General features: G+C 58.3%; 27 protein-coding genes. 14 read left to right on the forward strand and 13 right to left on the reverse strand.

The window, feature by feature from the left end; genetic code table 11:
- The first annotated feature begins 78 nt into the window (after positions 1 to 78).
- Positions 79 to 1,230, forward strand: coding sequence for a hypothetical protein (locus LB557_RS17205; protein ID WP_224641339.1), 1,152 nt, complete (start codon positions 79 to 81; stop codon positions 1,228 to 1,230).
- A gap of 366 nt (positions 1,231 to 1,596) precedes the next feature.
- Here LB557_RS17205 and LB557_RS17210 read toward each other — a convergent pair whose 3' ends face one another.
- Positions 1,597 to 1,863 carry a DUF6894 family protein gene (locus tag LB557_RS17210; RefSeq protein WP_224641336.1) on the reverse strand — a complete coding sequence of 89 codons (267 nt, stop codon included), beginning with the start codon at positions 1,861 to 1,863 and terminating at the stop codon, positions 1,597 to 1,599.
- Positions 1,864 to 1,875: 12 nt separating this feature from the next.
- Complete coding sequence (locus LB557_RS17215) at positions 1,876 to 2,628, reverse strand: Crp/Fnr family transcriptional regulator (RefSeq protein ID WP_224641334.1); 753 nt, start codon at positions 2,626 to 2,628, stop codon at positions 1,876 to 1,878.
- A 159-nt stretch (positions 2,629 to 2,787) separates the two neighbouring features.
- On the opposite strand from LB557_RS17215, the gene LB557_RS17220 reads away from it, so the two are divergent.
- On the forward strand, positions 2,788 to 3,396 hold the full coding sequence (locus tag LB557_RS17220; RefSeq protein WP_224641333.1) for a recombinase family protein: 609 nt from the start codon (positions 2,788 to 2,790) through the stop codon (positions 3,394 to 3,396).
- 35 nt (positions 3,397 to 3,431) lie between these two features.
- Positions 3,432 to 3,878 carry a MucR family transcriptional regulator gene (locus LB557_RS17225; protein ID WP_224641331.1) on the forward strand — a complete coding sequence of 149 codons (447 nt, stop codon included), beginning with the start codon at positions 3,432 to 3,434 and terminating at the stop codon, positions 3,876 to 3,878.
- A gap of 305 nt (positions 3,879 to 4,183) precedes the next feature.
- Here the strand turns inward: LB557_RS17225 and LB557_RS17230 are convergent, their stop codons facing one another.
- Positions 4,184 to 4,366: a hypothetical protein gene (locus LB557_RS17230; RefSeq protein WP_224713075.1), complete on the reverse strand. Its 183-nt coding sequence runs from the start codon at positions 4,364 to 4,366 to the stop codon at positions 4,184 to 4,186.
- A 371-nt stretch (positions 4,367 to 4,737) separates the two neighbouring features.
- Here LB557_RS17230 and LB557_RS17235 point away from each other — a divergent pair, with 371 nt between their 5' ends.
- On the forward strand, positions 4,738 to 4,944 hold the full coding sequence (locus LB557_RS17235) for a hypothetical protein (protein ID WP_224644102.1): 207 nt from the start codon (positions 4,738 to 4,740) through the stop codon (positions 4,942 to 4,944).
- Positions 4,945 to 5,177: 233 nt separating this feature from the next.
- Here the strand turns inward: LB557_RS17235 and LB557_RS17240 are convergent, their stop codons facing one another.
- On the reverse strand, positions 5,178 to 5,897 hold the full coding sequence (locus tag LB557_RS17240) for an SOS response-associated peptidase (protein WP_224713076.1): 720 nt from the start codon (positions 5,895 to 5,897) through the stop codon (positions 5,178 to 5,180).
- Between the two features lie 285 nt (positions 5,898 to 6,182).
- Positions 6,183 to 7,046, reverse strand: a complete 864-nt coding sequence (locus tag LB557_RS17245) for an RNA ligase family protein (RefSeq protein ID WP_224713077.1) — start codon at positions 7,044 to 7,046, stop codon at positions 6,183 to 6,185.
- A gap of 123 nt (positions 7,047 to 7,169) precedes the next feature.
- Here LB557_RS17245 and LB557_RS17250 point away from each other — a divergent pair, with 123 nt between their 5' ends.
- Both LB557_RS17250 and LB557_RS17255 read left to right on the forward strand, forming a co-directional pair.
- Positions 7,170 to 7,604 carry a hypothetical protein gene (locus LB557_RS17250; RefSeq protein ID WP_224642432.1) on the forward strand — a complete coding sequence of 145 codons (435 nt, stop codon included), beginning with the start codon at positions 7,170 to 7,172 and terminating at the stop codon, positions 7,602 to 7,604.
- A gap of 213 nt (positions 7,605 to 7,817) precedes the next feature.
- On the forward strand, positions 7,818 to 8,009 hold the full coding sequence (locus LB557_RS17255; protein ID WP_224642430.1) for a hypothetical protein: 192 nt from the start codon (positions 7,818 to 7,820) through the stop codon (positions 8,007 to 8,009).
- Here the strand turns inward: LB557_RS17255 and LB557_RS17260 are convergent.
- Both LB557_RS17260 and LB557_RS17265 read right to left on the reverse strand, forming a co-directional pair.
- Positions 7,996 to 8,178: a hypothetical protein gene (locus tag LB557_RS17260; RefSeq protein WP_224642428.1), complete on the reverse strand. Its 183-nt coding sequence runs from the start codon at positions 8,176 to 8,178 to the stop codon at positions 7,996 to 7,998. The genes LB557_RS17255 and LB557_RS17260 overlap by 14 nt on opposite strands.
- 416 nt (positions 8,179 to 8,594) lie before the next feature.
- The gene (locus tag LB557_RS17265) at positions 8,595 to 8,816 is read right to left on the reverse strand and encodes a hypothetical protein (protein WP_224642426.1); all 222 of its coding nucleotides are present in this window, start codon (positions 8,814 to 8,816) and stop codon (positions 8,595 to 8,597) included.
- A gap of 957 nt (positions 8,817 to 9,773) precedes the next feature.
- On the opposite strand from LB557_RS17265, the gene LB557_RS31765 reads away from it, so the two are divergent.
- Positions 9,774 to 10,091 carry an outer membrane protein gene (locus LB557_RS31765; protein WP_224713078.1) on the forward strand — a complete coding sequence of 106 codons (318 nt, stop codon included), beginning with the start codon at positions 9,774 to 9,776 and terminating at the stop codon, positions 10,089 to 10,091.
- Positions 10,092 to 10,442: 351 nt separating this feature from the next.
- On the opposite strand, the gene LB557_RS17275 is transcribed toward LB557_RS31765, so the two are convergent.
- On the reverse strand, positions 10,443 to 10,676 hold the full coding sequence (locus LB557_RS17275) for a DUF680 domain-containing protein (protein WP_224642424.1): 234 nt from the start codon (positions 10,674 to 10,676) through the stop codon (positions 10,443 to 10,445).
- A gap of 1,526 nt (positions 10,677 to 12,202) precedes the next feature.
- On the opposite strand from LB557_RS17275, the gene LB557_RS17280 reads away from it, so the two are divergent.
- From LB557_RS17280 to LB557_RS17305, 6 genes are all read left to right on the forward strand, one after another.
- Positions 12,203 to 12,703, forward strand: a complete 501-nt coding sequence (locus LB557_RS17280) for a hypothetical protein (protein ID WP_224642422.1) — start codon at positions 12,203 to 12,205, stop codon at positions 12,701 to 12,703.
- Between the two features lie 13 nt (positions 12,704 to 12,716).
- On the forward strand, positions 12,717 to 13,106 hold the full coding sequence (locus LB557_RS17285; RefSeq protein ID WP_224642421.1) for a calcium-binding protein: 390 nt from the start codon (positions 12,717 to 12,719) through the stop codon (positions 13,104 to 13,106).
- 111 nt (positions 13,107 to 13,217) lie between these two features.
- Complete coding sequence (locus LB557_RS17290; protein ID WP_224642419.1) at positions 13,218 to 13,940, forward strand: excalibur calcium-binding domain-containing protein; 723 nt, start codon at positions 13,218 to 13,220, stop codon at positions 13,938 to 13,940.
- Complete coding sequence (locus LB557_RS17295) at positions 13,934 to 14,245, forward strand: hypothetical protein (protein ID WP_224642418.1); 312 nt, start codon at positions 13,934 to 13,936, stop codon at positions 14,243 to 14,245. The genes LB557_RS17290 and LB557_RS17295 overlap by 7 nt, the downstream gene beginning before the upstream one ends.
- Complete coding sequence (locus LB557_RS17300; RefSeq protein ID WP_224642416.1) at positions 14,239 to 14,574, forward strand: hypothetical protein; 336 nt, start codon at positions 14,239 to 14,241, stop codon at positions 14,572 to 14,574. The genes LB557_RS17295 and LB557_RS17300 overlap by 7 nt, the downstream gene beginning before the upstream one ends.
- A 689-nt stretch (positions 14,575 to 15,263) precedes the next feature.
- Complete coding sequence (locus LB557_RS17305; protein ID WP_224642414.1) at positions 15,264 to 17,285, forward strand: acyltransferase family protein; 2,022 nt, start codon at positions 15,264 to 15,266, stop codon at positions 17,283 to 17,285.
- A gap of 470 nt (positions 17,286 to 17,755) precedes the next feature.
- On the opposite strand, the gene LB557_RS17310 is transcribed toward LB557_RS17305, so the two are convergent.
- Together LB557_RS17310 and LB557_RS17315 are read right to left on the reverse strand one after the other, a co-directional pair.
- Positions 17,756 to 18,274, reverse strand: coding sequence for a superinfection immunity protein (locus LB557_RS17310; RefSeq protein WP_224642412.1), 519 nt, complete (start codon positions 18,272 to 18,274; stop codon positions 17,756 to 17,758).
- Positions 18,271 to 18,894 (reverse strand): DUF4339 domain-containing protein, encoded by a 624-nt coding sequence (locus LB557_RS17315; RefSeq protein ID WP_224642410.1) that lies wholly within the window; start codon positions 18,892 to 18,894, stop codon positions 18,271 to 18,273. The genes LB557_RS17310 and LB557_RS17315 overlap by 4 nt, the downstream gene beginning before the upstream one ends.
- An 82-nt stretch (positions 18,895 to 18,976) precedes the next feature.
- Here LB557_RS17315 and LB557_RS17320 point away from each other — a divergent pair, with 82 nt between their 5' ends.
- Entirely contained in the window at positions 18,977 to 19,231 is a 255-nt protein-coding gene (locus LB557_RS17320) for a helix-turn-helix domain-containing protein (RefSeq protein ID WP_224642408.1), read from the forward strand.
- Here the strand turns inward: LB557_RS17320 and LB557_RS17325 are convergent.
- From LB557_RS17325 to LB557_RS17335, 3 genes are all read right to left on the reverse strand, one after another.
- Positions 19,173 to 19,532, reverse strand: a complete 360-nt coding sequence (locus tag LB557_RS17325) for a hypothetical protein (protein ID WP_224642406.1) — start codon at positions 19,530 to 19,532, stop codon at positions 19,173 to 19,175. The two genes, LB557_RS17320 and LB557_RS17325, sit on opposite strands and share 59 nt — an antisense overlap.
- A 110-nt stretch (positions 19,533 to 19,642) precedes the next feature.
- Positions 19,643 to 20,008, reverse strand: coding sequence for a DUF3768 domain-containing protein (locus LB557_RS17330; protein ID WP_224642404.1), 366 nt, complete (start codon positions 20,006 to 20,008; stop codon positions 19,643 to 19,645).
- 101 nt (positions 20,009 to 20,109) lie between these two features.
- Positions 20,110 to 20,721, reverse strand: a complete 612-nt coding sequence (locus tag LB557_RS17335) for a hypothetical protein (RefSeq protein WP_224642402.1) — start codon at positions 20,719 to 20,721, stop codon at positions 20,110 to 20,112.
- Positions 20,722 to 21,413: the final 692 nt, after the last annotated feature.

Genomic DNA, 21,413 nt, shown 5'->3' on the forward strand with positions numbered 1-21,413 from the left:
TTGCACATCCACGTTCGCCACCTGGCAGGGATTGCAGGCAGCCGGTTGAAAGATTTGTGTCTCAAGAAGGAGGGAAATGTGAACAGGACGATCAAAGTAGCTCTCAAGGACTTTCCCTCGGTCCCGCCTTCGCTTTGCGCGCAGTCCAGCCCACCGGCCCCGGCCGAAGAGATGGAGATCGACCTTGGGCGGCTCTTTCATCACTTCTACCTCGATACGCAAGGCACCCCCCCGCCCGATCCTGACGCGGCGCAGTTTCACCACCTAAAGCTCCTCGCGGCTACGAAAGATTTCCGCGCTCGCGGCCAGGGGTTCGGTAGCCATGCAGCCTACAAGGGACACGTATCCAACGAACTGGGCCAGGCCTTCTGTCGTTGGTTCCTCTACGAGCATCTCGACATCACCTACTTCGCACACATGGAGCACGTGCTTGACCGCGGGGCACTGCAGGACTTTGGCAATGCACGTGTTGAGCGCGTGCAAAAGGGAGACACGCCGGACTATCTCTGCGCCGGGAGAGCCGGCGAAGTTTTTCTTGCGGAAGCAAAGGGGCGAACCTCCACAGTCTCCTTCGGCAACGCCGAGTTCGAGCGTTGGAGGAGGCAATTCGGCCGGATTGTTGTCAAAGACGCGTCCGACGTTGAGCGGGCCGTGAAGGGCTTCATCGTCGCTACGCGGTTCTGCTGCGAGGCCAATCCGAAGGTCTATTCGAAGCTTTTCGCTGAAGACCCCAATACGCGCGGAGAGGGGCCGCTGCGCGATGACGGTTCGCTGCTCGCGACCGCTAAGACACTCCACTACGCAGGCATTGCAGCAAAGCTTCGTCAACCGATCCTATCGGCGGCGCTCGCTACCGGCGGGCTCGTGCCCGAAGAAATAATCATTCTAGGTATCGTATGGGAATTAATCATGCCGCCCTTTCGCGGCCGGCGTTTTGTTGGGGGCTACTTTCCTGGCCCCGGCGGCACTCAACCGATCCAAGTCAGCGATGGGAAGATGGTCTTTCTGCCAGAGAACCCGCTTCGGCTTGACTACGCCTCGGGCACGTTCTTCGGTATCGAGGAACACGTCTTCCGCGCAGTGTGCCAAGCCGCTAGAACGGGCAGTACGCAGGCGGTCCGGCCCCTCGAAGAACCTGCCTTCTTCTACAGCGCGATCAGCTTCCTTCGGGACGGGTCAATCGTGGGTCCGGTGGACTTCTTCAGGCCCCAGGGGCAGGTAGCTTTCTGAGATGCGCCCGTTTTCCAGGATCGTATGAGGATCGGTTCGGGGGAACTCGGGCGGCTAGATTGAGCGTCGGCATTCTTGCGCTATCGGCCAGAACCGGTTGGACGGCCGCAGGCCGCATCTAGGTCTTCTGCAGGTGACGGCAAATTTGCTTGCAGGGACTGAGGTGAACTGTGTGCATCATGGGGGTATACCCCCGCGTGACGTAACAGCGCCGACTCTGACCTGCGTAACATCTGGGCTGCTGGCGGTCATTTGTGACAACCAGCAATCGAACCTAAAGCCTGATGTGACAAGCCCGACAGGTATGCGCGAACTGCAGTTTTGACCGGCGATAGGGTGGGCATCCGTACGCTGTTAATGCCTAAATCACGCCGGAAGACGCGGATCGGTTAGCTCATCGGTCCCTATCTGCATTCGAAGAGAAAGGCTCAGCTTCGCCAGTTTATTGCCCTTCTCGTCCCGGACCTGGACGAATAATTGCTGGCCATCAAAATCATTCAAAAATTCTCTCGCTAAGTCGATCAGGCCTTCCATGGCCTCACGACGTGCCTCCTCAACCCCATCGCATTCGATGCCTGCCTCATCTCTAATGACGGCATCGCTGTCGCCGGTATCAAAGAAATATCGCGCCATCCAGCCGCCTCTTCACAGCATTGTCGCGTTCTTTCGGTGCAGGTAGCTGGTATCGAAGTCTCCTGCTCGAACGAGCCCGGGCCAATCAACAGCGTGAAATCGCGAGCCCTCGGTGACGATCAACCCGTCGCCTCGAAGTTCCTGGAGCGTCCGGTTCACGTGCACGGTTGATAAGCCCAAGGCGTCGGCCAGTTCCGCCTGTGTGATCGGAAGCTCCGCCACATGATCCTTGATGAGCCCCATCGAGTGAAGGCGGACGATGAGCTCGCACAGGATGTGAGCCATGCGAGCATAGGCGTCGCGTCTTCCGACGTTGGTGACCCACTCTCGATATATCGCTGCGTCGATCACAGTCGAGCGCCAAAATACCGTCGCTATAGAAGGATGTTGGCCGCAAATGGCTCGCAAGGCATCGTGCCGCATGAGGCCCACACTGACTCGCGTGAGCGGCGAGAAACTGCAATCCAAAACCGAGAGATGCATTCCATGGAGATCAGGAATGTCTCCCGGAACAAAGAACGACGTGATCTGCCGTTTGCCCTCGCCCGTAAGCTTGGTGGACCCCACCAGACCGTCCAGGATGACAAATGAATAAGTTGGCCGCTCTCCCTCGCGCACAATGTCCTGATCGGCCTCATAGTCCCGCTTCTGCCATTGGATGCTCTCTAATATCGCGATATCTGACCTTGTGAGATCAGAGATGTTCTGGAGCTTGCGGATCAAAACGTTCGGAGAAGGGACATGTGCCAAATTACGTGACCACATTGAGTTACGTCCCGAACTTGGGCGAGGTGCTAATGTTCCCGGCCTGATTCCGAGCCGCGCGCTAAGAGCGCTGTAGTTGACGTGAGCTGACACCATTTAGCTTGACGTCGACTATTTGTGACAGGGTAGCGTCAGGCCTACACCTTGAGGAGACAGGCCATGGCTCGCATTGGTTACGCTCGTGTCAGTACTGCTGACCAAGACCTAGAAACGCAGTTGGTGAAGTTGAAGGCTGAGGGGTGCGAGGTTATTCGCTCGGAAAAGGTGTCGGGCGGCAGCCGTGACGGTCGCACGGAACTGGCAACGGTCCTGGAATTCCTTCGACCTGGTGATGAGTTGATGGTCACTCGCCTCGATCGGCTAGGCCGCGACACTCGCGATGTACTGAACTTGATCCACGAATGCGAGCAACGAGGCGCGTTTGTCAGCGTGCTCGACCCGCATGTGTCAACGCGGGGCGAAATGGGCCATATCGTGCTAACGGTCCTTGGAATGGTCGCTCAAATGGAACGACGGTTCATCAAGGATCGGCAGCGTGAAGGAATTGAGCAAGCAAAGCGCGATGGCGCCTACAAGGGCGGGAAGCAGCGGCTCGATAGAGCCAAGCTGGTCAGCCTCCGCGATCAGGGTCGCAGCCCGACGCAGATCGCTAAGCTTGTGAACTGCTCAAGGATGCAGGTCTATCGAATCCTGGCTGAACACGACGCGCCAACAACTGCCATCGCTAAAGCTCACGCGCGGACTGGTATTTCAGAGCAAAGTGCGTAAAGGATCTCCTAAGCTACGCACCTTAGGAGCCATTTGTGACAGACAACGTTTTGAACCCACAAACCCAATTGCTCGAACTTACAGCAGATATTGTCTCTGCTTATGTCAGCAAGAATGCTGTACCGGTCGCATCACTCCCCGAACTGATTCAAAGTGTGAATTCCTCACTGTCGAAAATTGGGCATCCGGTCGAACCCGAGAAGCCACTTCAGTCTCCCGCGGTGAACCCGAAGCGGTCTGTGTTCCCCGACTACATCATCTGTCTTGAAGATGGGAAGAAGTTCAAATCGCTCAAGCGCCACCTGAGTGTGCACTACGACCTGACGCCGGACGAATACCGGGCCAAGTGGGGCTTGAAAGCTGACTACCCGATGGTTGCGCCGAATTATGCGGCTGTGCGCTCTGAAATGGCCAAGGCGAGCGGACTGGGGCGCAAGGCTGCGCCGGAAAAGAAGGCTCCCGCGAAGCGAAAGGCAAAATAAGATCGGTGGGCGGGCGTCCTCCTACTCATTCCATTTAGTGTTAGCTGCTCAGCGATTATTCCTTTTCTGAATCCCATTGTAGTCAGGCACGATCGTGAAGAAAACGGGCCTGCGTTCCCGGCCTGCGTCCCTGCAAACAGCGCAGATGAAGAGCCGAACGAGGTCTTGGTGCATGGCGCCGTGGTCCGGCCCAAGCCTATCGATCAGTCCCTGAATATCGAGTTTGGTTGAGCGGCCGCACAGCGAGTGGCTGCAGGTGACGTGAACGGACTCCCGTGCGGCAAGGGTATCAGCCAAGGTCTTCGTCATCCGCGGAACCGTTCGGTGTACCAGGTGATCTTGCCGTCCACCTTCATCGGCTTGTGGATCATCAGGCGCTTGGGAAGGTGCTCGGGATGAACCTCGATGAGCGTGATTTTGACCGATGGCTTGCACCGGTTGCAGTCGAATTTCAGCTTCAAAGGATCAACCCCGCCGCCATAGACCATCATGAGATCGGCCGATCTGCAGTAACGGACGTTTCCGCAACTGCATTCCACCTTCACAAGCATATTGTGCCGGGTCGCCTTCCCCAGCGTGTCGATCGGATCGTGCGCCATGAGAACGAATAAGGAACAAATTCCTTGCCCGTCAAGCGGTCTTATGGAATCTTTCCGCAGATGAGCGACGATCCAATCAGGCTTCCCGACGGCATCACGCCCGCGCCGCGCGAGCGCGCCAGAGTGCTAGGGCACATGTGCGAGCACACGGGTTGCGCGAAGCACGGAGGGTTCGGTTTTGCTCGGCCTCGCCAAGAGCCGCATTGGTTCTGTTTCGGGCACCGAGGCGACGCGAGCGCTATCTCTGAAGGAGGAAACCCATGGTAGATAGACCACCGTATATGCCCACAGGCATCGGCGTGGGCATGCTGGGGGACGACGAAACGAAGATCGGCGTCCTGATTTTCGAGACGGCGGAAGGCAATTTCGATTTCGCCATCAACCAACAGGCGGTCGACGTAATTCGCAAGGCGCTCAGCAAGATCGAGACGCACCTCACGAACAGCAAAATCTCGGACGTGGATTAGCCGGTGAAACTATTTATGCCCCTGACGTTCTTGCCGTCTCAGGTAGGGGGCAGGTGGTACTTGGCAGGATTTAGGAAGTTTGGGTGTCGGCAATGTCTCGGTGCCGGCAAGGTTTTTCAATGCGCAAAGTGGCTGAACTCAAACGGCACGTGTTGCCCGACGGAGTGCACCGGGCCGGGTCTAAGGGGTCAGATGCCCTATGTGTCATGGCAGCCGACTGCAAAGCCCGGAATCTAGACGTCGAACAGATCAGTAGGCCCGCGACCGATCTCGTCGATGATGTCGGGCGTGTTGTTGCGCGGTGAACCCACCTTGCTGTCGATCGGCCACATCTTCATCAGATCGGACGGAAAAGGCTTCATCAGGTCGCGAGGGTCTTGCTCCGGCCCAAGCCAGCGCATGTAGTCGGCCGGCGCCAGGATCACCGGCATGCGGTCGTGGATCGTCGCCATCAGATCGTTCGGCTCGCAAGTGGCGATGGCAAAGGTCCGCACCAGCTCGCCGGTGACCTTGTCAGCATATTCTTCCCAGATGCCCGCCATGGCGAAGGGCTCATCAGACTTCATCGCGATGGCGTAGGGCTGCTTTTTCTTCCCCGACGCGTCCAGCTTCTGCCATTCGAAATAGCCGTCGACCGGCACCAGGCAGCGGCGCGAATTGTAAGCCTTCCGGAACAAGCCATTGCTGGCGACGGTCTCGCAGCGGGCGTTGACAGGTGGCGGCCGCCCGCCACCATCCCGAGCCCAACCGGGGACCAAGCCCCAGCGCGCCGAAACAAATCCCGCCATGCTGGTCGACAGTTCTTCACGGATGATGATTGGATAGGTCAGGCTGGGCGCACCGTTCCAGAGAGGAAAGCTGTTGCCAAGCCGTTCGACCTCGCCAGGATGGGCGAATTCGAACCGGCGAACCATGTCGGGGATTGTGGTCTTTATGAAAACTCGGCCGCACATGCACCAGAGATAGGGACCCGAAAAGCAAGAGTCTACTTCGGGACGGCTATTCGATCGCGCCACCCTGCTGATTGCTGACAGCCTCCGCCAAGACGGCAAAGACGCTGTCGACCTCCTCATCTATCTCACGCGGTCGGATACCCGCCTTGATCGCGTCGGCCATGGATCGACGGAAGCGTGTTCGGGTCTATTTTCGCTCATCCAGCGACAGAGGAAATCCACGCCGCGTGTGCCCTTTCGGCGATAAGTTCGATCGGTGTCTTAAGTTCCCGGCTGGGGGATTGGCTATTGCTTGTCCCGGAAATCCAGCAGCTTGGCGTGACGTAGCTTCTCCTCGCCTTTCAGGAATCGCACGCGGCCGACCAGACCAGGCTTTAGCCATTCTGCCTTTCCTTTGGCCAAGCCCATCGGAGCCGGCCCGCCGATCCTCCCCTGTACGCGGTCCCATAGCGCTTGTCGTTTGTCAGCCTTGAAAGTGACAAAGGCGCCGCCGGCATAGCGACCTTTGTCGGCCATGAGGACCATGGCGGGTTTGCCCGCCTCGCGTTGAACGCCAATGATGTCCATTTCCTTTTCGGCATAGCACTTGATCTTGCGCCAGTTCATCGTCGGCCCGCTGCGATAAGTGCTGTCCTTGCGCTTTGAAACCATGCCCTCCAGGCCGGCTTGGTCGACAAGGTGATACACGGCATCGCCGGTCCCAGGCATGGCTTCGCTGAACTGGATGCGACCACCGGTCGGGATCAATGCCTGAAGGATGTCGCGGCGGTCTTCCACCGGCATGTCGCGCAAGTCGTGGCCATTGAGGTGCAGGAGATCGAACGCCACGAGATATAGGTCCCGCGATGGCTTGCGGCTCGTGATGGCTGATTGCAGTGCGTGGAAGTCAGACAGGCCAGCTTCGTTGATGGTGATCGCCTCGCCGTCGATAATGAAGTCTTTCGCCTCGATCGCCGCTGCTTCGCCGGCAAGCTGGATATAGCGGCCTGTCCAATCGTAGCCATTCTTGGTGATCAGCCGAATCCCGTCGTCATCCTTGATGACCTGGGTCCTGTACCCATCGAATTTTATCTCATGGATCCACTCATCGCCTTGGGGCGGGGTGTCGACCAGTTCGGGCTCCATCGGCTTAATGAACTTCAGACGCATTAACCACTCGCAAAACCCCGATTCATTTAATTAGCTTTAGCTAAAATGGTTCCCAAACCGCAGATAGGAGGCGCGATGCAACAAAGCTAAGCGCACCACGTTGCCACCCGAAACGAGGCAGCGATGACGAAGTACCAGGTGGAAGAGATCGAAGGCGACACGGTGCTGTCATCGGGCATCGTCGTGGGGAACGATCCCATGAAGGCCGCCGAGGTTACGGCTGGTCAAAGGGTCTCACCGAGGGCGCTACAGGACCATTGGTTCCGGGTGGTCGATGAAGAGCAGGCCGCCATTTATGAGTACGGCTTGGCCGGGCCCGACGAACGTCCAGAGCCCGCAGCATGGACGAAGCTGTCAGATCTTGGCCAACCGATACATGGCAAGGCGCGTGGACCGGAACCCGTCAACGAGGCCGATCACTTCTACGACTGCCCCGCGTGTGGGCAACGGGTCGACTTGCGCGATATGCGCCAGGTCATGTGGCATGAAGTGCCTGGTCACGAGCAGCTAAAGCCGGAGCCCGAGGCGGAGGTGATCGAATTCCCAAAGCGGAAATAACAAATTTTTCGCGAGCGCATGGCCGGCTGACAAAGGGATGGGTAACTGACGAACACGCAGCACTTCCGCCACCCGGCATTGAGCGTCACTCTGGAAGACCAGCGTCGTGATGCACTATGGCCATCGGCCTAAAATTACGAATCCCACTTGATCAAACGATTTCGGTGGTCTTATAAACGTTGACGTTACCCTTGCTCTCTGAGGAGGCATACGATGGATAACGTGGTCCCGCTCCGCAGTGTTGTGGCCTGTGTCGAGTTGGCCGAAGCTTGTGGCGAATGGGTTGTCCGCATCACCGAACAAGACCAAGAACTTAGCCGAGCATTTGCGCTGGAAAAATACGCCCTGTCCTATGCGGAGGGCCAGCGGATACGGCTAGGATTGCCTACGATCACCCGGGTGTGAGCCCTTCACTGGGCCCTTTCGGGCCGTTGGCTGCTTCGATGATCCGCAAGGCTTCGTCCGGGGTAATTCCGCACAGGCGAGCATAGTAGGCGGCTTCCGTTTGCAGCTCGTCATCCAACGGTAGTGCAATAATCGCCTGCTTTGCTTTGTGGTTCGCCTTCTTGCTCATGTCACGAACATACCACCAAAGAGGCGTGATCTCCTCGCCTTCAGGAACCGCACGCGGCCGACCAGACCGGGTCCACTTGTCCAAAAAGTTGACTGCCGCGAGTGGTCTCCGCCGCCCTCATCCGACAAACGTATGCGAAGGTTCGCTTCCCGCCCGTTATTTGGGTGACACGCAGCCAGTTTTCTTCTTGGTGCCTCAATGTGACCGGCCGGCCGACGTGTGCCTCTGCCGCTTTGAATGGCGCCTGGGCCATGACCACCTGCGAAGACACAACAGACCCGCCGGCCATCATCTCAACTCGATACTCAAACATTCACGCCCTCGCGATTGTTACCCAACCGCGATTTAATTAGTTCGAGCTAAAATAGTTCCGAGTTGCCAGGACGTGCGTATTAAAACGACATATGGAACACCAGTCAGTCCGCCAACCCGGCATCGTGGTGAACGATAGCATCGAGCACCGTTTCATATACGCTGCCGGTCTCCTCCTCGATTTCGGTGCTGCTGATCCCGATCGCCTTCGCGTCGGCGAAAAGCTTTTGAATAGCCTCGGCTACCGAAATCACGTCTGAGCTAGCCAGACCTGACACGTTGCTGCTCAGCCACTTGTCGAGAAAGTTGACGCCCCGAGTGCTCATGACCACACAAGCCGCCCGGGGATATTAGGTTCCGCTGATACTTGAAGCCGCTGAAGAGGAAGAACGTTTCAACAACCCAGATTTCGGGCTATGGCCCGCTACCGGGGCGGCTCAGTAGTTTGGCGGCGCAAGACTGCCAAACCACCGAGCCTAACTGGCAACCGCGCCAGCTTGGTTAAGCTAGCATTGTTGCCTTTGACCAGCCTCGTTCAAACGCAGGAGCAAAAGCAGACAATAAGGGCCGGCCAACCAATAGCTGAGCGGGCTAATGGCGCGGCATCTCACTTGAGGGCTTTTAGGAGCGAACCCTTCCGTGCCAGTAACCGGGGAGCACCGTTATGAAGAAGACATACGAAAAGCCAGAACTGAAGAAGCGCGAGCGCCTGGGCAGCATCGCAGCCCAGGTGATCATCGTATCCGGTCCGGTCGCGACGTGAGCTGCGCGATTTATGAAAAGCCCGTTTTGACCAAGCGTGAACGTGCGTCCGCTGTTACGGCAGGAACCTTTTCGTCGATCACGGTCACAGGGCCTGCCGGCTAACTGAAAAGGGTCTATCCTCACCATCCGCCGCTGCCTCCCTGGTGGCGGGCTCTTTCAAGGGCTGTGGAACATGTGTCAGCGGCGAAGGTTCGGGAACCGGCCGCACCACTCCCGCGGCCTTCCCAAGTGGCTTGCCCGCTGGCTCCGGTCAGCGGGCTTTTTCATCCCCGGCATATTAGTTGACCGGAAACCATACCGTGGCCGATCCCGTGCACAGCCGGAGCAATCAGGATTCACATTTGTTATACGGCTTATGGAAAAGGCGCAGCTCCCGAACCGATACCGGACAGCATTCTCCTTGCCGCTGCAAAGTTGCAGGCGGCTATCGAGAGACGGTGCACAGGCGAGGAGCTCAACAACCGCGCTCTGGCCGTTGCTCGGCGCGAACAGTCTCGCCTGGACGCGCCTTCGATCGCGTGCTGATCTACGCCAAGGCGGGTTGCGCCGGCGGCAAGGTGGATTTCCGCGCTCGAGACAATGACTCCCTCGTGACCTACGAGAAGAATGATTGGCAGAGCGGCTATGCGCTTGGCGCCGGCATCGACTATGCCCTCACAAACAGCATCTCGCTTGGCGTGGACTACATCCACGTCGACCTGGGTCATAAGACGAGCACCGGCAACAACGTGTTCGATGATGGTACAGTCGGTGCAAATCCTGAGACCTATCGCGCCAAGGCAAAGGTCGATGCCGTGATGGCCAGGCTGACCTACAAGTTCGGAATGGGCCAGTAGTCGACCTCGGATCTTCGGCGTCAGGAGAGAGCATCGCTCCCCTGACGCTGTTCTTGTCTCAGATTGAAGTACGGCGGCTTCGTCAGCCGCCCCGCAGTACGCACACCAGATGTCTTGCCAGTAGGCGGTGACCAGGGAGGCCACGGCGGCCGCATCCCTGTCACCCCCAATGCGCCAAGCAACGGCCTTGCGACCACGCGGTTTGTCAACCGCCCGAAATCGCAAACGCGTTCAGTCGTATGAACAAAACCCCGCCTGAAATAGACGGGGTTTGTCAGCGGTCTGAAGATTGCGGGCCAAGCCCACCGCTCTTTGTTGTCGAGGACTGCTGTGGCGCGACTAAGCGTTGGCTTAGTTGCCCCAATTGCCCTGGCCGGACTCCGGCTGGTTTGAATCGGGCGTCAGCTTGAAACCGTGGTGCTCGACCGGCTTGCGGATCGAAGCCGTATAGCTGTGGTCGATATTGCCCGCGGGCGCGGTGATAGCCGGCTGGTTGACGTTGTCCGAACCATAATGGTCGCTGCTGGCGAACGCGCTGCCCGTGGCAACGAGGATGGCGGCGGCGGTAAGTGCGATCTTGGTCATTTCTCTATTCCCGTATTCCAAAGTTATGTCCGTCAAGTGGCGTGCCCTTGGGAGGAATTTCGCGTCGCTCGGACAGGCTGGATCTGGGTTTTTGGTTCGTCGACTTCCAATCACGAAGATGTGCCATCACGCACCGGATCCACATCTTGAACTTCGGCCAAGGATCAATGGTAACGTATTTTATCGTTTAATATCAGATCGCTATAAGAAACATTCTAACGCATGGTGCGGCGATTCCCTGAGCGGGGTCGACCATCCGCTCACGGTTCGTCAACATAACTTGAACCGATCGGTTCGATTTTGGAGCAGCACTCGCGCGTGCATGAAAAACAAGAGCGGGCGCTTGCGAGCTTTTCTCTGTCGTCCTTCCCACAGTATCTCCAGCCAAAAGCCGCTCGTCATAAACAGCAGCACCACGATTGCGAATAGAATGTCCGCATGCGAAGGCCCGGCTGAAAGAGCCCGCCGGCCGGAGCCAGCGGGCGAGGTCAGATGGAAGGCCGCAGGAGTGGTGCGGCCAGCTCCCGAACCTTGGCCGCTGACACATGTTCCGCAGCCCTTGAAAGAGCCCGCCGAGTAGCCATCAAGCTGATTGAATCACGAGCTCGGCCGTGAGCCAAAAGCCGGCCGCCATAAACACCAAGATCACTGCCGCGAAAATAAATATGCGCATGCCCAGCCCGCTTCAGGCGGCCCTTTACCACACGACAAAAAAGCCCGCCACTTTGCGGCAGCGGGCAAGTGCAGGAGTGCGCTGGGATCAACCAGCGCAGGTGAAAGGGTGGCGGCGAAATTGGTTGTGGGGATCGACCCAACGTAGACCGATATTAGACAATGCTCGCTTGCACTCCTGTCTTGATTACGCGATGGTCAGTTAGGGCAATATTGGGGCGGGGCTGCGTGATACCGACGCGTCGGGGTCATCGCGCACGGCGACGGCATGATCACAGACTTATTTCTCACAGCGCTCGCTGCGTTTTCTATTCTGATTCCACTCTACTTCATCCTCAAATGACGGGGCATCGGCTCCAGTTCCGCCCTGAACAAACCGGGGATTCACATTCGCCCGATTCGATCTAGATTCTCGACATGAAATACGCTTTCGATGATATCGCCAGCACCTTGAATGCCCCTCAGAACAGCCAGGGGAGCCGCTACAGCTCGCTGCCCGGAAGATGGCAGCGAGCTTGCTCCTGGGCTTCGCAATCGGCTTGGGAAGCGCGATTGACCACGCTGTAGCGGGCTGGATATATGCACGTATTTGCGACAATGCTAATATTAAGCCATCATCCTTTCTGCCGGGAGGATCACCGGCATGGCCCGGTTGCCGGCCCCCAAACCTAAGCACGCCCCCGGCAGCCCGGCCGCCCTCACCCACAGAGAATAACCCCTTATATCTGGGCGCTTCTTAAAGCAGAGGCTAAAAGCTCCACTCTGCCTGAATTTAACGACAGTAGTTGTCGCCGCTTGCACGACAATCAACTTTGATAGATGCTGCCACTTAGCCTTGGGAGGGCGGCGAGGGGATGAAAATAAATCCAATGATGGCACTTGGTGCCATTGCAGTGCTATGCGGCTGCCAGACGGGTAATCAAGCTGACTATATGCAGATCGGCTATGGGCCAAGTTTCGACGTCGCCCATGCTCAATGCGAACTTCAAAAGGGTTCGGCCGATCAAGGCTATATTGCGATCGGATCGCCGGGTTTTGTGGCGGGTGCCGGAATTGGCAACGCTCTCGGCAACTTGGCCGCCGAAGATCAATTCATGAAGAACTGTCTGATCATTAATGGGTGGAAACGTGCGCCTCACGGTAAGGGAGCTGCAGCCGCCGCAACTGTCGCTAGTGGCGCGCCACCGACACCATACGGGATAGCCCGCGCACCTGGCAGCTGGATCAATACGGCATTGCTGGACTGGTCGGACGCGAACAACAAGTGCATTGCAGGCGAGAAAGCCGCTTGTGCCACCCGTGCAACGCTTGCCGCGAAGCTGAGGGCAGCCGGCGTCAACCCGGCTCCGGTATAAGGGGTGCGGGCCCATGCGAGAGAGAATTTCGCTGTATCTCGGCATTGCCATCACGGTCAGCGGCTGTGGCGCCGACTATTTCAACAACTACGACACGGTGACTCTGGCGGCTGGTGACGCCAATCGTTCAAACATGCTGCTGCAGACCGTGGACCCGTTCAATCCGAACAGCCAGAACACCCACATCGAGGGCGATGGGCAACGCTCGGCCGGGGTGATTCAACGCTATCGAGGCGTACCACCTCGTGCGGCTGCTTCGGGCCAGGTTCCTAACAGCCGGGTCGATTTGGACTGCGCGGGCGGCAAGGGGAACAATCCGGTCGTGCAAGGCCCGGTCGCCGTTGGCCCATCCGATCCAAACGGGCTTGATCGCAACCATAATGGCATCGGCTGCGAGGGCTGACTTAAAGTGGAGAGGTCTCGATACGACAATCGGTCTGATCAGTGGCGCCAGCGGACCGGCGCCAAGCGCCAGCGCGTACTCTTACAGGCCAGCGTTCCGAAGCGGCTCGTTTTGGGCACGGTCGCAGCGGCTGCGTTGTTTGTCACTCAGTTCGTCATGCAACGCACCGATGGCCTGCCGGATCTTGACCTGTCGAACATGGGGCCGAAGCCGGCTGCGATCGCGGGCGTCGCCTCCGTGATCGATGGCGACACGATCGAGATCCACGGGCAGCGCATCCGCTTCAACGGCATCGACGCGCCCGAGAGCCGGCAATATTGCAACGACGCCAAGGGAATCGAATACCCTTGCGGGCGCCGCTCGGCGGACGCGCTGGACGCATTCCTGGCGGCCTCGAGGCCGGTGCAATGCACGTTCGTCAGCTGGGATCGCTATCGCTTCGTTGGGGACTGCCGGCGCGCCGACGGTGCTAGCGTGGCCGCCTGGATGGTCGAGCACGGCCAGGCACTGGATTGGCCGCGCTACAGCCACGGCGCGTACGCCCAGCAGCAGGCGGCCGCTGAAGCGGCAAAGATCGGGATGTGGGTCGGCAACTTCCAAGCGGCTTGGGATTGGCGAGCGTCGCATGCAGATGGGACGGCGCCGACGAACCAACCGCTCGGCCTAGTCACCAGAAAGCTGGTCGCGCAAGGCGGCGGCTATACATGCGAGCCGCGGCGAACCTGTTCGCAAATAAGCTCATGTGAGGAAGCGAACTGGTACCTGCAGAACTGTTCATGGGGCGGCAAGCTCGACCGGGACAAGGATGGCATCCCATGCGAAAGCCTATGTTGAAACATTCGCGCAAGATGACGACATATGCCGCCGCCTTGGGACTGAGCGTAGTGTTGCCCTCGCTGGCCTTGGCGCAATTTAGTAGAGCGCCCGATGGCGAACCTACGGAAGTCGCCCAGCAGATCATCCAAGACAACTTTTCTCCCGACGTCTGTCCCCTTGTGGTTGATGCGCGCCGCCTCGGCGACGGGTCGATCACGGCCACATGCAACAACGACGAGACGTTTCGCATCTTCTCAGCGGAGGGCAATGGGATCGCCATGCGATGTGCGGCCGCGCGCGAACTGGGAATTTCCGGATGTTGAAAGAACCAAAGGGATGGGCATTCGCAATCGGTTTTTGTATAGCCATTCTCATCGCTGGATGCACTTCGGTCGACTATCGGAAGCTCGCGACGGGCGATTTGTCTGGAAGCTTGTTCGTCATGCGGGTCGGTGAAGGCAACAGTTCCGGCGACGGCAATTTCCTGTTTGTGCCGGACCCCCGGGATGCTTTGATTTTCCATCGGGCTGATCCGGCCGCTCACGGCGCGACGATCCAGCCGGGCCTCATGTACACGGACGGCGGCTCGATCCCTAAGATAGCCCAGGTGTTTAAGGGACTTTCGCCTTGGGGAATGCACCAGCCTACATGATTCACGACTGGGTATTCATTGCGCATCACTGCATTGTGGACGGCAGCACTGAGAGCCGGTTCGATCAAGTCCGGGGCGTGGACTTTGCCGAGTCCGCGGCAATCCTTGGCGAGGCAATCAAGGGCTTGATAGGCACCCGGCAGGTGGCACCTAATGATGTCGCGCCCGGGGCGATAACGGCGGCTGTAGGAAGTGTCGTTGCCAAGAATCTCTGGGACGAGAAAGGGGCATGTAAGTCACTTCAGGTTAGCGCGAGGGACGTTGCCGCCGCAGAGGCTGCCATACCGGGGTCAACTACCAAAGCTCATAATCTGAGGACCTTCCGGGTTCCTGAAACAGCGGTGCCGACCGTACCAGGAGTCAGGCCAGCGAAGATTGTCGCTCGCCTGTCCTTCTAACCAAGCCCGGGCGGCCAGTACCGGTTATCGGCAGGCCGCTGGGGTTGGCCTTGCCTCGCCCGGCTTGCTCAAGGCTCCGTCCGGTAGCCTCGTATTTGATCTCATGAAGCCGGTCGCTGTCGTCAGGAGCCTTTTTCGACCAGCGCCGGTGACCGAGGACTCGATGAGGCGAGTTGATCGTCAGTTTAAATGTCTTCGAGGCGCTCTCGACTATGGTGCGACGCACAATTTCGTGTTGCGGATGCGAAGGGTCTGATCTAGAATTGCCTCTATGCAGGGCTGGAGCTCAACATGACCAATCGCGAGGTTTGGCTCGATGCTGCGAAAGGTGTGGGCATACTCCTTGTCGTGTCCGCCCACATTGCAGGGGCTGGCAGCAGTCGGTGGGACGGCATTTTTGCAAACGCGGTATTGCTTTTTCATATGCCGCTGTTCTTCGTAATATCTGGCTACGTTTATAAGCCTGCAGACCGCAGTCAGCTCTTTTGGAAGAAAGTCACGAGCCTTCTCATCCCATACGTGGCTTTTTTGTCGTTTTTGACGCTTGCGGTGATCGCTCGTAGAATCTTGCTGCACAACGCTCCCGCGCCTTGGGAACTTCGAGAAATGGTGGTCAACGACATCCTAGGCGGTATGCGCCTATGGCAGGACTTCGGCGTATTCTGGTTCGTGACTTGTTTGTTTCTCACCCAGATCATCTACAATGAAGCTGCGACTTGGGCAAAGGGTCCAGGCACTTTGCGGATGGTGGGGTTTATCGTTGTCTGCGTCGTGCTTGGTTATGCAATTCAGATCCACTGGCCGATCAACCGTTCACCTTGGGCCGTCGCGGCGGTGCCCATAGCGTTGTGCTGCTACTGGTTTGGTCATCTGCTTCGAACGCATCAATTCCGACCTCGCACCGTGTCCCTTTTCGTGGCAACAGTTGGCGTTGTCGCGCTCGCCGCAGCAGCCAATGGCGCCGACATTCAGTTCAACATGAAGTATTCGATCTTCGGCCCTCCTGTCCTGGGTCTCCTGATCGCGCTGGCCCTATCGCTTGCGGTACTCATGTTGGTGCAGAGAGCAGCAGCTATAGCTGCAATTTCAGCGCCACTGGCCAGGCTAGGAGAGGCGTCGTTGGTCATCATGTTCTTGCATCAATTTTTCCAATTCTCTCTTCGCAGTGTGGGAGTGGGCAACGAGGCCGTTATCTTGCTCGCGGCGGTATCTGGCCCTTACGTTATATACCTGCTGTTGAGACAGTCTGCGTGGCTCTCACCATGGTTCCTCGGGACCGGTACCGGTGCGCCGGGCCGTGCGATTGCGTGGGTCCGCAATGGGCTCGGCTGGCGGCTCGAACAATATCGAGCCGACGCGGTCCGTTCACTGAAGCCAGAAGTCGCGAAAGCTTTGATCGCCCTAAGATGGCCGCTCAGGCGTAAAGGGAGGCCCCACTCTCTGTCTGCGGATTTGATCGTCTCACTAACGTCGTATCCGAAGCGCTTTTCGACCTTGCATTTGACGCTGCGTTGTCTTCTCTCCCAGACGGTCGCACCTGACCGCATCATCCTCTGGGTTACTGCCGAGGATGCGGTCCAATTGCCCGCGTCAGTAACAGACCTGAAATCTAATGGGCTCGAAATTCGATTTTGCCGGGACATTCGATCTTACAAAAAGATCGTTCCAGCGCTGCTGGCTTTCCCGACGGCCTACATCGTCACGGCAGATGACGATGTCTATTATTCCGCAAAGTGGCTCGAGAAACTCGTTGAGCGCGCGGACGAACGAACTGTAGTCTTCCACCGAGGCCACGCAGTGGCGTTCGACGATGGCGGGCAAATTGCACCGTACAATAAGTGGAAGTATGACGTTGCCGACACGGCTGGGATGCTTTTCCCGACCGGCGTGGGGGGAGTGCTCTACGGGCCTAAATCGCTATCGCCAGAAGCCGTTGACGAAGAGATGTTCACGAAGCTCTGTCCCCAAGGCGACGATCTCTGGCTGTTCTGGATGGGGCGTCGCGTAGGGAGCACTTACGTCAAAACGCCCGGGCGATGGATTGAGTTTCCGTGGAAAGGGTCGCAGGACTCGGCTCTGCACTTGAGCAATGTCGGCGCTGGCAGAAATGACCATCAGATCAGCGAACTCGCCAATCACTTTGGTGTCCCTCATATCAATGGACTGTCTCGTGAGGATCTTGCGCGGCTACCCTTCAGCGCGGAGCAAATGCTCGCCACCATCCAAAAGGCTGTCGATAAAAAAGGCGTACTCACCCCAGAAGAAAGCAGGCAGTTGTGGACCACAGGCAGCTTGGATGCCCCTGAGGCCTAGCTCAGGCTGCGGTCTCTAACACGGCTCGACTCTCGCATTGGACGGCATAGGCGCTATGCAATCTGCCTTGTGTCAAATTCGGATTCCATGCAACTCCAGACCGGTTCCGAATTGTTCGTAGATTAGCCGGATTACATGTACTGATTGTTGATGAAGCTCGGCAGCGAAACGCTTTATTGTGCGCCGCCAAACCGGCCTACGTCGAACTCAGACCCACTAATGCGCAGTAACACCGTTAATCGATGAGGCGGGGTTCCCTAGCTGCGATTTGACTGATTTTCGATTGGCGTTGGCGAAGGGTCGCCCGACGAAAGGCGTCGGCCCGACCGACCGAACACCCCCGCTTGGCGTGTTCGCGCGCTGGCGGCCCCTGTATGGCCTATAAAACCCCTATCAAGGCGTTACGACGGGTTGATTTGTCGTATTTTCAGCGCCTGCAACTTACGCGAGCGAAAAGTGCTAACTGCAACCTAATTGCAGCCGCCCGCGATGAGATCGCGCAGGCGCTCGAACTGCGCCCTATCAATGGCCCCGTTGTCGAGAAGCTTTTTCAGTCGCTCAAGCTTTTCAACTGCGTCCCGCGGCGAGGACGGTGCGGATGGTGGTTGCAACAGGGCCGCAGGATTCTCAATCCGAATCCGCTGAACGTCATTGGCGAGAAGGTTCAGCCCAGACTCACCGCCGTTCGTTGCGCCGGGATCTTTAGTGATGTGTACCGCCTTCAACGCCCAGACTAGACAGCCTAGCCAAACGATGCCAGTGCCACCAAGCGCCGTGCATAGCACGAGGATCAACCACCGGTTCGGATGGCCGCGAAAGAATGCGATGATGGCTGGCAGTTCGTACACCAGCGCTATCAGGAGCAGGAAGATCGCGAAAGCGATTCCGGCGTCGAGGCTTTCGTCGGTGGCAGCCCACGCTCTGCCAGACATCAGCACGGCCGCGGTCGCCACTACGCCACGCCCCCAGATTTCCCATTTCCGTTTCATGATTCCATCAGCGCCCCGGTGACGCCAAGCAAAACCACGAAACTGCCCAGCCAAATCCAAAGGGGTGTCCAAGACAGGCGCATCACGAAACTGCGATGAAGCAAATAGACCGCTGGGATCAGGAGCAGAAATGGCAGCATAACCTTGGTAGGGCTGACGATGTTCACCCGCCGCAGCTCTTTGGCGTCGAGGAAAACCAGCAGCAGCGACACCATCAAGGTAGCAAACCGGACGACGTTGATCGTCCTAGGCAGGTCATCGGAGCCACCTGCGACGGCCATCGCGGTGACCAGGACCGCGCCGAGGAGGGGAAGAAACGCCAAGAGGTAAGCATAGGCCTTGGATGGCTCTGGTATTGCCGATGCACTGGTTCTCGCACGTCTCTTTTCGGCCGTGCCCGGCAATTGAGGCGGCCCCGAGACCGGCGGGAGCGGCGGTGGCGGAGTCGGCTGCGATGTCTGCAACTGCGTCTCCTTCGCAGGCTTCCACTGCTGCCCAAAACTCGCCGTCCACACTCTGGTGCTTGCGTTGATCAGGCGATTGGCCAGCATCACGTTGAGATCGGCTTCACTTACCGGACCCCGATGAGCGCCATCCTGCTCATAGTACCATTCGGTCATTTGCCCCCCCGTACTGTGCCCCCGGTCCATTTACATAATATAGTTGATAAACTCAATGCTCGAATTCCTCGATTGGTGACGCATGGAGATGCGCAAACTGGTCGGGCAGAACTTCGCGCGGTTGCGCGTGGCCAGCGGGCTCACGCAGGAGCAGGTGGCCGAGCGCGCGAACATAAGCCAACAGTATGTGAGCGGCCTCGAGCGCGGTAAGCGGAACCCCACTATTGAAACGCTGCAGGCCATTGCGGTAGCCCTTGGTGTCAGCCATCTCGATTTAGTCAGGCCGGTCGATCAGGAGGCTCAATCGCCCGAGCCGCCTCCCGGGTCATCGACCTAAGAATAGCGGTCACCAACTCGGGCTCACGTTCGTCGCCTTCAAAGACACCGAGCAGGTAGATCGCCTTGTCGTGGCGGTCTGCATCGTTCGCGGCTCGGTACTCACAAATCGCGAGTAGCAACTGCTGCTCAAAATCGCTCGCTGCGTCGAGGCTGCGGTACTCATCGACAGTGGCTGGGCGGCCGATCACCACCGCGTCGGATTGCCGGGCGATTTGCCGAAGATCGGCGTATGCGGCGCAATGCGCGCAAATGGCTCGCATAAGAGCTGGCGACACGTCCTCAGCGGTCGGGTCCGTCAAGTCAGCATCCGGTAACGCTGAATGGCCATCGGGGACAGATGCTGATGCGGCGACAATCGCGACGGGCAACGCGCTGAGCAGAGCTCGGCGGGAAAGAGCGCGGCCGAGCATCAGTATTCGCTCGCCAGCATTATGGTCAATACGCGGGTGGTGATCGCTGGGTCTGCCGGATCATCCGAGCCAAATTGCATGTACTTTTCGTAGCAGTCGATCTTCCAGATGACCGTCTCGCCGCCGACTTCGATCACGGCGCAGTCGTGCTCGCCGTGGGTGTCGTTGTCCTGGTCGAATTGATCAAAGCTAGAGACCGCCGCGATGATGGCGGCACGGATCTCTGCGGGAAGGCCGGTGATGCCGACGGTCAACACGACGCGACCGCCTTGCCCAGTTTTACGCAGGCTGTCGTTCAAGCCAGCGATACGCTGTTGCCGGTTGCCCAGTCCACATGTCCCGCTGAAATTGCATTCCACTGCCATCTAGCGAATCCTTCATCCTGGCCGCTGCCGCGACCGTGTTCATACCAATGAATGTTGGGAGGGTGGGCGGCAGCCTTTGCAGCGCCGCCTGAGCCGATGGGTCAATCCCGATGATCGGGATGAAGCAAGGCGATTTGGGTCAGCTTACGCGTGAACGCTGGCGTATCGAGCCAATCGCGCCAACGCAGGGTGAACAGACCTTCAGGGCTGATCTTCGTGACCTTTGCCTCGAACCAGCCCTCGTACAGGCCCTCCGTGGCCAGGACGAGGCTGCCGACCTCGATCTTGTCCCAACCGGTCGGTCGATGAGGTTCGGGTCGCATCGGCCCACTCTCTGGCGCAGCACCACCGGAGGCCTTCTTAGGCTTGGGCGGCGGGCGGTCATCGGCAGCGCGGGAAGGAAACTGGTAGCCGGGCGGCAGGTGCGTGGCGATTGCGTCGTACAGCGTGCGCTTGACGAACGGCACGAAAGCCCGGCCGCTCTCGAACACACGCCCTTGCGGCAGCTTGTCGGCCAGACCTTTCAAGTCGGCGGCCTCGGCGACAGGTAGCGCGGCCATGCCCATCATCCCCGCGGCTTTCTCTGCCATGCCGACCTGGGCCTCGCCGAACCAGGAGGCGTGCGCCTTGCCGCCGTCATCGAGGCCAAGCACGATGAGGGCGGGCAAAACGGAAGCCTTCGATGCGCCGTTGGAAACTGCTGCGTTCGTCATTCAGGTTCCCCCAAAAAGGAAAGGGCCCCGAAGATGGGGCCCTTGGTTTCGATTTCAGATGATGGTCGGCGGTGTCGGCGCAGCGCCGCTAGCGGCAAAACCCGGGCACAAAGCCCATTCGCGAAAATGCTCAACAGCCCACCTTTTCGGCCTTCAGCGGCCAAAATCGACCACTTCATTACCCTCCATTATAGCGATAGTACTACATATTGTCAAGATTTTTTTGAAAATCAAGGTGAGCGACAACCATTTGGAGCTTGCCAGGCTCGACCGGCTCAGGCATCGGAACGAACGGTGTTGAGGAGGATCAAGTTGGCTGGCCGCCGGTGATCGATGGTCCAATTCGACGCTACCTCGCTCTCGTCACGGTGGAGTGGTGGCCGGCTCCTGGCGGTGACCCCGCGTCGCCTCTTTTGAGTTTCCAGGTAACTTTCAAGACAAGACCGCTCGATGAGGAGCTCGACCACCTCGACGAGCGAGACGGAACCCTTGGACATCTGTATCAGATGCGCTCCAACCAGGTCCGAAATCTGAGAACAACGAACGCTGTAACTGGCGTTGGGCCGGGGTCGGCGTTTCGGCGTTTCGGCGAGTATGCGACCTTCTTAAGGCAGCGACCTTTTTCATAGCTCTCTCCGGATAGATAAAATTGGGCAGCTGGATGGGCACACCATCAGGGCGACGCCGCAGTC

The organism is Mesorhizobium sp. BR115XR7A, assembly GCF_020165315.1.
Lineage (GTDB): Bacteria > Pseudomonadota > Alphaproteobacteria > Rhizobiales > Rhizobiaceae > Mesorhizobium > Mesorhizobium australicum.